We start from the raw sequence: 13,999 nt of genomic DNA, 5'->3' as shown, positions 1-13,999 counted from the left end.
GCGCCCGGCCCGTGGCCCGCCCGGCCGGTGCCGCCCCGGACCGTCGCCGCCCGGGGCGCCCGCCTCCCGGTGGGGTGGCCGGTGGTCGGTGGTGCCGCGGGGATCGGGGACAATAGGCGCCATGAGCGCTCGTACAGACTCCTCCGCCCCGCACCGCGCTGGCTTCGCCTGCTTCGTCGGCCGCCCCAACGCGGGCAAGTCCACCCTGACGAACGCTCTGGTCGGCACGAAGGTGGCCATCACCTCCAACCGTCCGCAGACCACCCGCCACACCGTCCGCGGCATCGTGCACCGCCCCGAGGCGCAGCTCGTGCTCGTCGACACCCCGGGGCTGCACAAGCCGCGCACCCTGCTCGGTGAGCGGCTCAACGACGTGGTCCGCACCACCTGGGCCGAGGTCGACGTGATCGGCTTCTGTATCCCGGCCGACCAGAAGCTCGGCCCCGGCGACCGCTACATCGCCTCTGAGCTGGCCGGCATCAAGAAGACCCCGAAGATCGCCGTCGTCACCAAGACGGACCTGGTGGACTCCAAGACGCTGGCCGCGCAGCTGCTCGCCGTCGACCGCCTCGGTCAGGAGCTGGGCATCGAGTGGGCCGAGATCGTGCCGGTCTCGGCCGTCGGTGACGCGCAGGTGGGCCTGCTCGCCGATCTCCTGGTGCCGCTGCTGCCGGAGAGCCCGCCGCTCTACCCCGAGGGCGACCTCACCGACGAGCCCGAGCAGGTCATGGTCGCCGAGCTGATCCGCGAGGCGGCGCTGGAGGGCGTACGGGACGAGCTGCCGCACTCCATCGCCGTGGTCGTCGAGGAGATGCTGCCGCGCGAGGACCGCCCCGCGGACAAGCCGCTGCTGGACGTGCACGCCAACGTCTACATCGAGCGCCCCAGCCAGAAGGGCATCATCATCGGCCCCAAGGGCAAGCGGCTGAAGGAGGTCGGCACCAAGTCGCGCAAGCACATCGAGGCGCTGCTCGGCACGCCCGTCTTCCTCGATCTGCACGTCAAGGTCGCCAAGGACTGGCAGCGCGACCCCAAGCAGCTGCGCAAGCTGGGCTTCTAGCGCCCGTACGCCACGGCCCGTGCGGCCCGTCGGCCTGTGCGGCCCGTCGGCCTGTGCGGGCCGTCGGCCTGTGCGGGCCGGACCGCCCCCCGACCCGCCGCCGGAGCCCATCCGTTCACGCCACCCCTCGAATCCGCCGTACCAGCACCGCCCCCAACAGCCCCGTCGCCGCCGCGGTGAGGTACAGCGTGCGGTAGCCGCCGAGGTGGGCGACGAGGGGGGCGGCCAGGACCGGGGCGATGACCTGGGGGAGCGCGTTGGCGACGTTGAGGACGCCGAGGTCCTTGCCGCGGTGGGCGGCGTCCGGCAGGACATCCGTCAGCAGCGCGAAGTCGACGGCGGTGAACACCCCGAAGCCGACGCCGAGCAGCGCCGCCGAGGCCAGCGCCACCGGCCAGGTCGGCCACAGGGCCAGGCCCACCGTCGCCACCGCCATCACCACCCCCGACCCCAGCACGAACGGCTGCCGCCGCCCCACCCGGTCCGACCACCGCCCCGCGACCACCACCGTGGCCAGCAGCGTCGCGCCGTTGACCGCCGTCAGGGCCAGCACCCCGCCCGCCGGATCGGGCCGGTGCAGCGCATCGCGCAGGAAGTACAGCAGGTAGAGCAGGGCCAGCGCGTTGCCCAGATTGATCAGGAAGCGGGTCAGCCAGGCCCAGCCGAGATCGGGGTGGCGCCGCGGCGAGAAGACGAACCCGGCAAGGAACGCCCGCGCGCTCAGCGGTGGCCGCGCCGCCGCGGGCAGCACCGGGTCCCGGTGACACAGCACGTACGGCAGCGCCGCCAGCACCGTGCAGACCGCGCACGCCGCATAGCCCGTGGCGAGCGACGGCGCCGAGGTCGCCAGGCCCGTCCCGGCCAGCACCCCCAGGATCTGCGCGGCGCCCAGCCACCCGCCGACCGTGCCCCGCTGCGCCCGCGGCACCTGGTCCGGCACCGCCGCCGTCACCGCGGCGAACGCGGCGTTCAACGTCAGCTGCACCAGGCACCACCCGGCCGCCATCGACCAGACGGTCCGCGCCCCGGACAGCCACACCAGTGCCGCGCCGCCGCTCACCACCCCGGCGACGATCCACGGCGTACGCCGCCCGAACCGCGACACCGTACGGTCCGACACCGCGCCGAACAGCGGATTGGCGAGCAGCGAGACCACCGCCCCGGCGCCCGTCACCCACGCCAGCACCGACTCCTTGGCCACCCCGGGCGGCGCCACCGCGGCCGCCTGGACGGCGAGGAGGATCTGCAACGGCCCGTACCAGCCCACCCAGATCGCGCCGTTGGCCAGCGACAGCGCCGCCGTCCACCCGTGCCCGACCGGCGCGACCGGCTCCGCGAGCGCCCCGCCGCCCGCCGGGACGGTCATCCCCGCTGCGCCCGCCAGGCGTCGCGCAGCCAGCGGAAGGACGCCTTCGGGGTACGGACCTGCGTCGGGTAGTCGATGTGCACCAGACCGAACCGCTGCGTGTACCCCTCGGCCCACTCGAAGTTGTCGGTCAGCGACCACACGAAGTAGCCGCGGACGTCGACGCCCGCCGCCATCGCCGTGTGCAGCGCCCGCAGATGCCCGTCGAGGAACGCGATCCGCTCCCGGTCGTCGATGCCGTCGTACGCGCAGCCGTTCTCGGTGATGATCACCGGGGGCAGCCGGTCGCCGTAGCGGTCGCGGAAGGACAGCAGCAGCTCGGTGAGGGCCGCGGGCACCACCGGCCAGCCGAAGCCGGTCCGCGGATACCCGCCGATCTCCCGGGGCGCGAAGGGGAGTTCGGGCGGCAGGGCGATACCGCCGAAGTCGGTCGGGGCGCCGCCCGGCAGCGGGGCGCCCACCCGCGTCGGCTGGTAGTAGTTCAGGCCGTACCAGTCCAGCGGCTGCGCGATGACCGCCAGATCCTCGGCGACCGGGCCCGGCAGCAGCGCCGCCAGGTCGTCGTCCGGGTAGCGGCCCAGCAGCAGCGGGTCCGCGAACAGCCGGTTGAGCAGCAGGTCGTAGAGGTCGGCGGCGCCGGTGTCCGCCGCCGAGCCAGAGGCGGGCCAGGTCGGGCCGTGGGAGTTGGCGATGCCGATGTTCCGGGCGCCGCGGGCGCGCAGCGCCTGTACGGCAAGACCGTGGCCCAGGAGTTGGTGGTGGGCGGCGGGCAGCGCGTCGAAGAGCAGCTGACGGCCGGGCGCGTGCTGGCCGATGCCGTAGCCGAGGAGGGTCAGTTCGGCCGGTTCGTTGAGGGTGATCCAGCGGTCGACGCGGTCGCCGAGCCGGGCGGCGACGGCGTCCGCGTATGCGGCGAAGTGTCCGGCGGTCTCCCGGCGCAGCCAGCCGCCGCGCTCCTCCAGCGCCAGCGGGGTGTCCCAGTGGAAGAGTGTCGGTACCGGCGTGACGCCCGCTGCCAGCAGCGCGTCGACGAGCCGGTCGTAGAAGTCCAGGCCCCGGGCGTTGACGGCGCCGTCGCCGTCGGGCACCACGCGCGGCCAGGCCACCGAGAAGCGGAACGCCCCGGCGCCCAGCTCCCGCAGCAGCGCGACGTCCTCGCGGTAGCGGTGGTAGTGGTCGGTCGCCACCCGGGAGTCGGAGCCGTCCTTGATCCGGCCGGGCCGCTCGCTGAACGCGTCCCAGGACGACCGGCCGCGCCCGCCCTCGTCGACGGCGCCCTCGGTCTGCTGGGCCGAGGCGGAGACGCCCCAGAGGAAGTCGGCGGGGAAACGGGGGAGCGGGGTGGAGGCGTCCGGCACCGTTGTCATGGCCGGAGCATGGATACCGCCGGTAACGGTGTCAAGGGCCGCGCCTCCGGCTGTCCGAAACGGCCCGGGAACGCGGACGGAGAGCGGCGCGGCCCACCGGCCGCCATCGCCCTCCGTCCGCCACCTCCCGGGCGTCGTACGTCAGGCACCCTCCTTCAGCACCCGGGTGATCAGCGTGCGCTGCTCATCGGTCAGGCGCGGGTCGGAGCAGTAGACGGTCGTGCCGTCCACGGTGATCCGGTAGCAGAAGCCGTCCGGGACCCCGACCGAGGGCTCGGTGTGCCCGTGGGCGAGGGACCGTTCGGCGAGGGTGTGCCAGGCGTCGGCGTCGGACCGCGCCGAGGTGTCCACCTCGGCGCGGCGCTCGATGCCCGCGAAGCCACCGGTGCGTCGGATGTGAATGTGCATGGGTGGCTCCTACCCGCCCGGGGCGCCGCAGACGTCCCGGGGCTGCGCTATTCGGCGGTGACGACGCCGACCGTCGACCACGCCTTGACGACGGCCTCGTGCTCGGCGCCCGAGCCCCCGAAGCGGGTCTTCGCCGCCTCGATGGTCAGCTTGGCGAAGTCGGCGAACTTCGCGTTCTTGGCGAGCTTGCCGCCGGTCAGCACGTCGTACCAGATCTGCCCGGCCTTCTCCCAGGCGTTGCCGCCCACCGCCGTGGCGAAGAGGTAGAAGGCGTGGTTGGGGATGCCGGAGTTGAGGTGCACCCCGCCGTTGTCGTCCTGGGTGTCGACGTAGCCCGCCATCGTCGCCGGCTGCGGGTCCTTGCCGAGGGTGGGGTCGTCGTACGCGGTGCCCGGCGCCTTCATGGAGCGCAGCGCGGCGCCCTTGACGCCGGGGGCGAGGAGGTCGGCGCCGATCAGCCAGTCGGCCTGGTCGGCGCTCTGGTGGAGGGCGTACTGCTTGATCAGCGAGCCGAAGACGTCCGAGACGGACTCGTTGAGCGCGCCGGACTGGCCGGAGTAGTCGAGGCCCGCGGTGTACTGCGTGACGCCGTGGGTGAGTTCGTGGCCGATGACGTCGACCGGGATGGTGAAGTCGCGGAAGAGCTTGCCGTCGCCGTCGCCGAAGACCATCCGCTCGCCGTCCCAGAAGGCGTTGTCGTACTTCTCGCCGTAGTGGACGGTCGCGTTGAGTGGGAGACCGGCGTTGTCGATGGAGTGGCGGCCGTAGACCTTGAGGTACAGCTCGAAGGTGGCGCCGAGCCCGGCGTGCGCGCGGTTGACCGAGGCGTCCTTGGAAGCGCCGTCGGTCTCGGAGTGCACCTTGGTGCCGGGCAGGTCCTGGCTGTGCCCGGCGTCGTAGATGGTGCGGTGGGGCTTGTCGGAGCCGGCTGCGCGGGCCGCGGCGGTGCGCAGGGTGCACTCGTGGCGCCGGGTGCGGAGGAGCGCGTCGTGTGCGAGGGTGCGGCGGGCCGGCTCGTGGTGTTCAGGAGCGTCGGATTGTGCCAGCTTGTCGAGGAGGTGGGGCGGCACGATCGTGCAGAAAACGGGAGTTGCCGGGGAGTCCGGCTTCGAGGTGACGTCCATCCCGCAAATGTCGCATTGCGTGACGCCCGTGTCACTGCCCGCTCCTGAATTTCCCGAAAACGTGTGGTGCGAAAACGTGTGCCTGATCGCATTCCGGCCATGCTGTCGAGGCGGTCCCGCATACTGATACGGGGCCGCAGGACTCGATCGGCTCGGTTAAGGTGCGAGGCATCATGCGTTTCGGGCTGCTTCTCCTTAGCTGCCGCGGCGAGGGCCTGTAGTCGTAGGCCGACCCCCTCCCCGCGGAGTTCGGTGCTGCGAGCGATCGCCCCGTCGGCCTTTCCCCGGCTCCCGGACACGTCCCGGACCGGGGACTTCCGCGGACTGCACGAGGAGCCCCACGCACCATGTCGAACCCGTCGACCCCCGCCGAGAACGCCGTCGGCCGTCCCACCCCGGTCACCAACGCCACGCAATCGCAGCGGCCTTCCGGTATGCCGGTCCACAAGTACGGCCGGTACGAAGCGGTGGCCATTCCCGACCGCACCTGGCCGGAAAAGCGCCTCACCAAGGCCCCGCGCTGGCTCTCGACCGACCTGCGCGACGGCAACCAGGCGCTGATCGACCCGATGTCCCCGGCCCGTAAGCGGGAGATGTTCGATCTGCTGGTGCGGATGGGCTACAAGGAGATCGAGGTCGGCTTCCCGTCGTCCGGCGGGACCGACTTCCAGTTCGTCCGCTCCATCATCGAAGAGGGCGCGATCCCCGAGGACGTGACGATCTCCGTCCTGACGCAGGCGCGCGAGGACCTGATCGAGCGGACCGTCGAGTCGCTGCGCGGCGCCCACCGCGCCACCGTGCACCTCTACAACGCCACCGCCCCCACCTTCCGCCGGGTCGTCTTCCGCGGCTCCAAGGAGGACATCAAGCAGATCGCGGTGGACGGCACCCGGCTGGTCATGGAGTACGCCGAGAAGATCCTGGGCGACGAGACGATCTTCGGCTACCAGTACAGCCCGGAGATCTTCACCGACACCGAGCTGGACTTCGCGCTGGAGGTCTGCGAGGCGGTCTGTGACGTCTGGCAGCCCGAGGAGGGCCGCGAGATCATCCTGAACCTGCCCGCCACGGTCGAGCGCTCCACTCCCTCGACCCACGCGGACCGCTTCGAGTGGATGTCGCGGAATCTGACCCGCCGTGAGTTCGTCTGCCTGTCGACCCACCCGCACAACGATCGCGGCACCGCCGTCGCCGCCGCCGAGCTGGCCGTGATGGCCGGCGCCGACCGCGTCGAGGGCTGCCTGTTCGGCCAGGGCGAGCGGACCGGCAACGTCGACCTGGTCACCCTGGGTATGAACCTCTTCTCGCAGGGCATCGACCCGCAGATCGACTTCTCGCAGATCGATGAGATCCGCCGCACCAGCGAGTACTGCAACCAGATGGAGGTCCACCCGCGCCACCCCTACGCGGGCGACCTGGTCTACACCGCCTTCTCCGGCTCCCACCAGGACGCCATCAAGAAGGGCTTCGACGCCATGGAGGCCGACGCGGCCGCCCAGGGCACGACCGTGGACGACATCGAGTGGGCGGTGCCGTATCTGCCCATCGACCCGAAGGACGTCGGCCGCTCCTACGAGGCGGTCATCCGCGTCAACTCGCAGTCCGGCAAGGGCGGAATCGCGTACGTCCTGAAGAACGACCACAAGCTGGACCTGCCGCGCCGGATGCAGATCGAGTTCTCCCGCACCATCCAGGAGAAGACCGACGCCGAGGGCGGCGAGGTGACCCCGGCGGCGATCTGGTCCGTCTTCCAGGACGAGTACCTGCCCACGCCCGAGAACGCCTGGGGCCGGATCGCGCTGCGTTCCGCGCAGACCTCGACGACCAGCGAGGGCACCGACGCGCTGACCGTCGAGGCGGTCGTCGACGGCGCCGACACCGTCCTGACCGGCACCGGAAACGGCCCGCTGGCCGCGTTCATCGACTCGCTGCACGCGATCGACGCGGACGTACGGGTCCTGGACTACGTCGAGCACACCATGAGCGAGGGCGCCGCGGCCCAGGCCGCCGCGTACGTCGAGTGCGCCATCGGCGACAAGGTCCTGTGGGGCGTCGGTATCGACGCGAACATCGTCCGCGCCTCCATCAAGGCCGTCGCCTCGGCGGTCAACCGCGCGGCCCGCTGACCGCGCGGGGCACCGCCCCGCGCCTTTCCGGTGCCCCGTCCGCCCGTACCCCGTGTACGCGGCGGGCGGGGCACCGTGCGTCAACCCGCCGCCCGCCGCCTCCCCCGATGGGCCGCACCCTTCGTCATTCAGCCGTTGTCCGTCCGGGGTGCTGACGCCGGATCACGGATGTGGCTAACATCACGTCGGTGCGGCGAAGGGGCCGAGAAGCAGACGTTCGGTGCCCTCATGGCTACGGGGGAGATACGGAGGTCTGGCGCGATGGTCAAGCTGGGTGTGGTGGGCGTGCGCACGTCCTGGCGGACCGTCGCCGACGGCGAGTTCTTCTGCCCCGACTGCGGCGGCGACCGCAACTACCGCCGCCGCACCGGCCACCGACGCCTCACCGTCCTCGGCCTCCCGCTGCTCTCCCGCGGCCAGGCCGGACCGGTCGTCGAATGTTCCGCCTGCCGGGGCCGCTTCGCCCCGGACGCCCTGGACCACCCGACCACCGTGCGGCTCTCCGCGATGCTGCGGGACGCGGTGCACACCATCACCCTGGCGCTGCTGGCGGCCGGCGGCACCGCCTCGCGCGCGGTGCGGGAGACCGCCGTCGCCACCGTCCGCGACGCCGGGTTCCCCGACTGCTGCGAGGACCAGCTGCTCACCCTCCTCGCCGCGCTCGCCGCCGACACCGGCGCGCTGGCCCCCGCCTTCGAGACGCTGACCGGCGACTCCGGCGCGGCCCGCGGCCTCGACCCGTGCGGGACGGCCCTTGCCATCGAGCTGCACGCCTCCCTCGGGCCGCTCGCCCCGCACCTCGCCCCCGCCGGGCGCGAGGCGCTGCTGCTCCAGGCGGCCCGGATCGCCCTCGCCGACGGCGCGTACACCCCCGCCGAACGGGAGGTCCTGGCCACCGTCGGCACCGCGCTGACGCTGGCGAGCGCCGACACCGAACGCCTGCTGACGGCGGCCCGTACCCCGTCCTGACCGGCCCGGACGCCGGAACGGCCGTCGGCCCCGCGGCCCTTCGAGGGGCGGCGGGGCCGACGGCCGTCACGTACGGCTCAGCCGTGGGTCAGGCGCACCGGCAGCGTACGGAAGCCGTCGACGATGAAGCCGCCCGAAGGCTCCAGCTTCTCGGTGGGGACGGCGAACTCCAGGTCCGGGAAGCGGGCGAAGAGCGCCGGGAGGGCGATCCGGGCCTCCATACGGGCCAGCGGGGAGCCGAGGCAACGGTGGACGCCGTGGCCGAAAGTGAGGTGCTCCGGGTCGGCCCGCCGGATGTCGAAGGACTCCGCGGTGGGGCCGTGGCGCTCCGGGTCCCGGCCGGTGGCGGCGATCGACGTCAGGATCGTGTCGCCCTTGCGGATGACCGGGCCGCCCGGGATCTCGATGTCCTCGACGGCGAAGCGGAGCGGCAGGTTGGCGACGCTCGGCGACCGGCGCAGGGTCTCCTCGATGACGTCGTTCCAGCTCGCCTTCCCGTCGCGGACCAGCTGGAGCTGGTCGGGGTGGGTGAGCAGGCTGTGCACCGCGTTGCCGATGAGGTTGGCGGTGGTCTCATGGCCGGCGACGAGGACGAGCAGGAGGGTGTCGACCAGCTCCTCCTCGCTCATCTTGTGGCCCTCGTCGTCGCGGGCGGAGACCAGCACACTGGTGAGGTCCTCCGCGGGCTCCTTCCGCTTCAACGCGACCAGCCCGCCGAGCAGTTCATGGATCGCCACCAGCGTGGCCCCGGCCTCCTCCGGGTCGACGGTGGTCATGATGATCTCGGAGAGCTGGCCCAGCTCCGCGCGGATGTCGCCGTCCGGAATGCCGAACAGCTCGCAGATGACCTGCATCGGCAGCGGGTGCGCGAACCCTTCGCGCAGATCGGTCGTGACGCCGGGCGGCATCGCCGCGAGGTCGTCGAGCAGCGCCGTGGTGATGCGCTGCACGGACGGCAGCATCGCCTCGGTGCGGCGGGCGGTGAAGGCGGGCGCGATGAGCTTCCGCAGCCGCCGGTGGTCGGCGCCGTACGCGGTGAACATGTTGCTCACGCCGACCCAGGTCTGCAGCCAGGTCTCGTGGTACTCGCCCCGCTGCCACGCGGGCCAGTGCTCGCGGGCGTTCTTGGAGACGCGGGGGTCGGTCAGCAGCTCCTTGAGCAGGGCGTGGCTGGTGATCGACCAGGCGAGCGGGCCGTCGGGCAGCTGGACCAGGGTGGCGCGGCCTAGTGCGCGGAGGCGTGCCGCCTCGGCGTGGACGTCGGCTCCGGTCGGGTCGATGGTGACGGGCTGCTGTCCCATGGTGTGGCTCCTACCTGGTTGGGAGTGATCGGGGTGAAGCGGGCTGGGAGGGCCGCGAGGGCCCTTTGGAACCCGCCGGGCCGCCACGTCAACGCCCCCGCCGGAACGGCGAGTTCGATGTCGGAGAGCCAGGCGGTGAGGCGTTCGATCGCGGTGGTGGCGATCACCAGGGCGTGCCGCTGGACGGGGCAGACGTGTGGCCCCGCCGCCCACGCCAGATGGGCGCCGCTGCCCGAACGGTCGTCGAACGCTACCGTGCCGAACTGCGTGTTGGCCGCCGCGTACGAGACCAGTACCAGCTGTCCCGCGCGCACCCAGGTGCCGTGGAAGAACACGTCGCGGCGCGGGAAGTGGGCGGAGTAGTTGGCCATCGGCGGGTCGTTCCAGAGCACCTCGTTGATGGCGTCCTGTGCGGTGAGCGCGCCGCCGGACAGCGTGCTGTAGTAGCGGTCGTCGGAGAGCATCCGCGACAGTGCGTTGCCGATGAGGTTGGCCAGCGGTTCGTTGCCGGCGGCCATCGTCACGACGATCTGCGCGATGACCTCGTCGTCGCTCAGACCGTTGAGGTGGTCGAGGAACCACGAGGTGAGGTCGGCGCCCCGCTCGGCCTTCTTCCGGCCGACCAGCTCCATGATGTACGCCGAGAACGCCGCGTTGGCGGTGGCCGCCTCCTCGGGTGTCGCCCCGTCCATCAGCCCGCCCATGGCGGCGATCAGCTGGTCGCCGTACTCCTCGGGCATCCCGAAGAGGTTGTTGAACATCAGCAGCGGCAGCTGCTGGGCGTACTCCGGCATGAGGTCCACGTCGCCGCGGGCGCCGAAGTTCCGGATGAGGCTGTCGGCGGCGTGCCGGACCCGGGCCCGCAGCTCGTGCGGTTCGACGAGCCGGAAGCTGTCGGTGATCACCTGGCGGAGGCGCCGGTGCGTGTCGCCGTCGGCGAACACCGTGTTGGGCCGCCAGCCCAGCATCGGCAGCACCGCGGAGTCGGGCGGCACGGTCTGCTGCCAGCTGCGGGAGTCCTTCGACCAGGTGGTGTCGTCGTTGAGGAGGTCGAGGGCGGCGCGGTAGTCGGTGACCAGCATCGCGGTCACGCCGGCGCCGATCTCGACGGGCGCCAGGGCGCCGTACTGCCGCAGCTGGGCGTAGTAGCGGTGCGGGTCGGCCGCGAACTCCGGGGCGTACAGCCGGACCGGCCCGTTCTGCTCACCGGCGGGGTCCGGCCCGGGGACGCCGTGCGCGGGGCCCGGCGCGTAGCCGTCCGGTCCGGCGGGGGCCGCGCCGCCGTGCGCGTGCGCGGGGCAGCCGGGCGGCGGGGCGGCGCCCGGCTCGTACGGGGAAGTCACGGGTTCCGGTTCTCCTGGGGCGTATGGGCCAGCACGTGTCCGACGAGGGCGATCAGCGCGTCGACGGACTGGTCGCGGTCGCGGGCGTCGCAGAGCACCAGCGGCGTCTCGGGGTGCAGGTCGAGCGCGTCGCGGAGCTTGTCGGTGTCGTAATGCGGCGCGTCCGGGAAGGTGTTGACCGCGACGGCGTACCGCAGCCCGGCCTCCTCGATGATGTCCATCACCTCGAAGGAGTCCGCCAGGCGGCGGGTGTCGGCGAGGACGAGGGCGCCCAGCGCGCCGCGGGCGATGTCCTGCCACAGCGGACGGAACCGCTTCTGGCCGGGCGTGCCGAAGAGGTACAGCACGAGGTCGCCGGGGAGCGTGAGCCGCCCGAAGTCGATGGCGACGGTGGTGGTGGTCTTCTCCCGCACCCCGGCGAGGTCGTCGACGAACGCGCCGGACTGTGTCATCACCTCCTCGGTGTGCAGCGGCTGCGTCTCCGACAGTGCGCGGATCAGCGTCGTCTTGCCCACGCCGAACGGCCCGGCGACCAGCAGTTTGACGAGTGTCTGGTCGGTGCCGGGCAGGTACATGGTGTCGTCGCCGTGGGTGGCGGGCCCGCCGCTAGGACTTGAGAGAGCGGAGTCCATCGAGAACCCTCTCCAGGATCTGCCGGTCGAATTGCTCGGCTTCGGGGATGGGGACACGGGCGTGCAGCCGCCCGGCGTCGACGAGGTCGGCCACCAGGACCTTCACCACGCTGACGGGCAGCCGCAGATGGGCGGCGACCTCGGCCAGCGACAGCGCGCCGGGCCGCAGCAGCTCCAGGATCCGGCGCTCCTCCGGCCGCAGTTCGCTGGTGGGCGGCATGTCCACGCCGTGCAGCAGGGTCAGCCGGTCCAGTGTGTTGCGGCTGGGCCGGGCCCGCCCTGCGGTGGCCAGATAGGCCGGCACCAGGCGCCTGCCGTTCTGCCGCGGGGTCATGCGGGGCTGCCGAGGTCCCGGGCCGGGCTGTTCATGACCTTGGTGCCCAGCGTCGACACCTGCACCTGCATGTGGTGGGCGACGATGCCCATGTTGACCTCCGGCCTGGCGAAGACCGCGAGGCAGGTGTTCTCCCCGGCGGGGATGGCGAACACCCAGCCCTGCTCGGACTCGACGACGGTCTGCCGGAGGGTGGCGTCCCGCTCGGCGAAGGCGGCGGTCACCGCCCGGCCGGCGCCCTGCAGCGCGGACATCATCGCGGCGACGCCCTCGCCCGCCTCGCGGGTCAGGCCCGGCGACGAGCCCTCGATGAATCCGTCACCCGAGATGACGGCGGCGTGGATAACATGCGGCAGCTCCAGGAGAGGCTCCAGCACCCAGGACTTGTCCTCGGTGACACGGCGGCGGGCGGGGGTGTTCATGCGGGGGAATTCCCTTCGGGGGAGCGAGGGTTCTCCGGACGGGCGACGGCTGCCCGGCCGGATTCGGTGCCTTGCTGGAGCGCGGCCCAGCGGGATGCGGTTTCTTCCGGCGTACGGTCGGCGACCGGTTCGCTGCGCGGCAGGTTCTGCTCGGGTTCGGCGACCGCTCTGCGGCGGCGCCGGCGCGGCAGCTCACCCTCGGTGTCAGGGTGGCCGGTCGGTGCGTACGACTCGGTGGCCGCTGCGGGGGCGTGCTGGGCGGGTGGCTGCGGGGCGGCCACCGGCGCGGGGCTGGCGCCGCTGCCCGTCGCGGGGACGGCGCCGTCCGCCGGGGCGGCCGGGCGGTGCGGCATCGGGGCCATGACGGACATCGGCTGCCGGTTCTCGTCGAGGACGGTCAGAAGGGGGTCGCCCGGGATGTAGATCACGGCGCGCACACCGCCGTACGGCGACGACTCGACGTGCACCCCGAAGCCGTACTGGCGCACCAGCTGCCCGGCGGCGGCGAAACCGGCCCGCGGCGGGTCGCCGAGCTTGGTGAGCAGCACCTCCCGGTCGCCGGACATCAGCGCCGTGGCGTGCTCGATCTCGTCGGCGTGCATGCCGACGCCGTAGTCGTCGATGATCACCGAAGCGCCGCGGTTGCCCTGCTGGAGCGTGACGGTGACCGGCAGTTCACGGTGCGAGTGGTGCAGCGCGTTGGCGAGCAGTTCGGTGACGGTGATCGCCACCGGCTCGACGGCGCGGGCGACGACCGCCACCGGGTCCCGCAGCTGGTTGCTGACCTGCACCCGCTCGTAGCCGCGCAGCCGCGAGGTGGCGCCGACGACCAGTTCGGCGAGGTAGGAGTCCTCCCGGGTCAGGCCCGGCCAGGCGCCGCAGACGACGCCGGTGGCCTGAATGCGCCGCAGCGCCTGCTCGTTGAGGAAGTCCGCATGGAGCAGGTCCTGGGCGACCGACGGGTCGTCGTAGCGGTGCTGCATCTCCTGCAGCGCGGTCTGGAGGCGGTAGAGCAGCGCCTGGATGGTGGTGGTCGCGCCGCGCAGCGTGGCCTGGGCGGCGGCGTCGACCCGCAGCCGCTCCTTGGTGACCGTCTCGGAGATCTGGTCCAGTACGGCGGTGAGCGCGTGGTCGGTCTCGGAGTCCGCGAAGCGTCCGTCGAGGAGACCACGGACGGGTACGTGCGGATGGGCCAGCGCCGCCGTCAGGTCCGGGATGCGCGCACCGGCCAGATGCCGGATCTCCGCCTCGGTGGCCCGCAGCCGGGCGGTCAGTTCGGTGTTGCTGCCCACCGTCGCCGCGTTCTGTTCCTCGGCGGCGGCCAGGCGGCCGGCGAGGACCTTGCGTTGCCGCTGGGCGCGGAACAGGCACGCGGCCAGCACCACAGCGGCGGCCGTTCCTGCACTGAGGCACCACAACAGCGCCTCCGGTATGGATGTCATCGAGATCCTCGTGGGGGGAACGGGGCCGGTCATCACGGTGCCGGTCGCACGGCGTCAACAGCGCAAGGGAGCCACGAACAGCCATACGGGGGACCGGCGCTGACG

Annotated in this window: 13 protein-coding genes; 3 read left to right on the top strand and 10 right to left on the bottom strand. The window is 72.5% G+C overall.

Features of this window, described 5'->3' with window-relative positions; translation table 11 throughout:
- Window positions 1–121: 121 nt before the first annotated feature.
- Complete coding sequence (gene era / locus OG422_RS09405) at window positions 122–1,060, top strand: GTPase Era (RefSeq protein ID WP_143944704.1); 939 nt, start codon at window positions 122–124, stop codon at window positions 1,058–1,060.
- A 115-nt stretch (window positions 1,061–1,175) separates the two neighbouring features.
- On the opposite strand, the gene OG422_RS09400 is transcribed toward era, so the two are convergent.
- The 4 genes from OG422_RS09400 to OG422_RS09385 form a co-directional block, all read right to left on the bottom strand.
- Window positions 1,176–2,426 carry an MFS transporter gene (locus OG422_RS09400; protein WP_405741929.1) on the bottom strand — a complete coding sequence of 417 codons (1,251 nt, stop codon included), beginning with the start codon at window positions 2,424–2,426 and terminating at the stop codon, window positions 1,176–1,178.
- The gene (locus OG422_RS09395; RefSeq protein ID WP_405741927.1) at window positions 2,423–3,793 is read right to left on the bottom strand and encodes a GH1 family beta-glucosidase; all 1,371 of its coding nucleotides are present in this window, start codon (window positions 3,791–3,793) and stop codon (window positions 2,423–2,425) included. The genes OG422_RS09400 and OG422_RS09395 overlap by 4 nt, the downstream gene beginning before the upstream one ends.
- A gap of 141 nt (window positions 3,794–3,934) precedes the next feature.
- Window positions 3,935–4,201 (bottom strand): protealysin inhibitor emfourin, encoded by a 267-nt coding sequence (locus tag OG422_RS09390; RefSeq protein ID WP_405741925.1) that lies wholly within the window; start codon window positions 4,199–4,201, stop codon window positions 3,935–3,937.
- 47 nt (window positions 4,202–4,248) lie between these two features.
- On the bottom strand, window positions 4,249–5,325 hold the full coding sequence (locus OG422_RS09385) for a M4 family metallopeptidase (protein WP_405741923.1): 1,077 nt from the start codon (window positions 5,323–5,325) through the stop codon (window positions 4,249–4,251).
- Between the two features lie 347 nt (window positions 5,326–5,672).
- On the opposite strand from OG422_RS09385, the gene leuA reads away from it, so the two are divergent.
- Entirely contained in the window at window positions 5,673–7,451 is a 1,779-nt protein-coding gene (gene leuA, locus OG422_RS09380; RefSeq protein WP_405741921.1) for a 2-isopropylmalate synthase, read from the top strand.
- Window positions 7,452–7,712: 261 nt separating this feature from the next.
- Window positions 7,713–8,420: a TerB family tellurite resistance protein gene (locus OG422_RS09375; protein WP_143940336.1), complete on the top strand. Its 708-nt coding sequence runs from the start codon at window positions 7,713–7,715 to the stop codon at window positions 8,418–8,420.
- Between the two features lie 77 nt (window positions 8,421–8,497).
- On the opposite strand, the gene OG422_RS09370 is transcribed toward OG422_RS09375, so the two are convergent.
- The 6 genes from OG422_RS09370 to OG422_RS09345 are packed head-to-tail and all read right to left on the bottom strand — an operon-like array spanning window position 8,498 to window position 13,894.
- Entirely contained in the window at window positions 8,498–9,721 is a 1,224-nt protein-coding gene (locus tag OG422_RS09370) for a cytochrome P450 (protein ID WP_405741918.1), read from the bottom strand.
- A complete protein-coding gene (locus tag OG422_RS09365) occupies window positions 9,646–11,064 on the bottom strand; it encodes a cytochrome P450 (protein ID WP_405741916.1) in 1,419 nt (472 codons plus the stop codon). The genes OG422_RS09370 and OG422_RS09365 overlap by 76 nt, the downstream gene beginning before the upstream one ends.
- Entirely contained in the window at window positions 11,061–11,696 is a 636-nt protein-coding gene (locus OG422_RS09360) for a GTP-binding protein (protein ID WP_405741914.1), read from the bottom strand. Before OG422_RS09360 ends, OG422_RS09365 begins: the two co-directional genes overlap by 4 nt.
- Window positions 11,671–12,030, bottom strand: coding sequence for a DUF742 domain-containing protein (locus tag OG422_RS09355; RefSeq protein ID WP_143940333.1), 360 nt, complete (start codon window positions 12,028–12,030; stop codon window positions 11,671–11,673). The genes OG422_RS09360 and OG422_RS09355 overlap by 26 nt, the downstream gene beginning before the upstream one ends.
- Window positions 12,027–12,452, bottom strand: a complete 426-nt coding sequence (locus OG422_RS09350) for a roadblock/LC7 domain-containing protein (RefSeq protein WP_405741912.1) — start codon at window positions 12,450–12,452, stop codon at window positions 12,027–12,029. Before OG422_RS09350 ends, OG422_RS09355 begins: the two co-directional genes overlap by 4 nt.
- Complete coding sequence (locus tag OG422_RS09345) at window positions 12,449–13,894, bottom strand: ATP-binding protein (protein ID WP_405741910.1); 1,446 nt, start codon at window positions 13,892–13,894, stop codon at window positions 12,449–12,451. Before OG422_RS09345 ends, OG422_RS09350 begins: the two co-directional genes overlap by 4 nt.
- Window positions 13,895–13,999 lie beyond the last annotated feature (105 nt).

Source organism: Streptomyces sp. NBC_01525, assembly GCF_045040405.1.
GTDB classification, from domain to species: Bacteria; Actinomycetota; Actinomycetes; order Streptomycetales; family Streptomycetaceae; genus Streptomyces; species Streptomyces benahoarensis.
This window is presented reverse-complemented; position numbering and strand designations above follow the sequence as displayed.

Coding starts and splice junctions, on each gene's coding strand:
- OG422_RS09395 (WP_405741927.1), bottom strand. CDS start 3,793: ATGACAACGGTGCCGGACGCCTCCACCCCGCTCCCCCGTTTCCCCGCC.
- OG422_RS09350 (WP_405741912.1), bottom strand. CDS start 12,452: ATGAACACCCCCGCCCGCCGCCGTGTCACCGAGGACAAGTCCTGGGTG.
- leuA (WP_405741921.1), top strand. CDS start 5,673: ATGTCGAACCCGTCGACCCCCGCCGAGAACGCCGTCGGCCGTCCCACC.
- OG422_RS09345 (WP_405741910.1), bottom strand. CDS start 13,894: ATGACATCCATACCGGAGGCGCTGTTGTGGTGCCTCAGTGCAGGAACG.
- OG422_RS09360 (WP_405741914.1), bottom strand. CDS start 11,696: ATGGACTCCGCTCTCTCAAGTCCTAGCGGCGGGCCCGCCACCCACGGC.
- OG422_RS09385 (WP_405741923.1), bottom strand. CDS start 5,325: ATGGACGTCACCTCGAAGCCGGACTCCCCGGCAACTCCCGTTTTCTGC.
- OG422_RS09375 (WP_143940336.1), top strand. CDS start 7,713: ATGGTCAAGCTGGGTGTGGTGGGCGTGCGCACGTCCTGGCGGACCGTC.
- OG422_RS09390 (WP_405741925.1), bottom strand. CDS start 4,201: ATGCACATTCACATCCGACGCACCGGTGGCTTCGCGGGCATCGAGCGC.
- OG422_RS09355 (WP_143940333.1), bottom strand. CDS start 12,030: ATGACCCCGCGGCAGAACGGCAGGCGCCTGGTGCCGGCCTATCTGGCC.
- OG422_RS09400 (WP_405741929.1), bottom strand. CDS start 2,426: ATGACCGTCCCGGCGGGCGGCGGGGCGCTCGCGGAGCCGGTCGCGCCG.
- OG422_RS09370 (WP_405741918.1), bottom strand. CDS start 9,721: ATGGGACAGCAGCCCGTCACCATCGACCCGACCGGAGCCGACGTCCAC.
- era (WP_143944704.1), top strand. CDS start 122: ATGAGCGCTCGTACAGACTCCTCCGCCCCGCACCGCGCTGGCTTCGCC.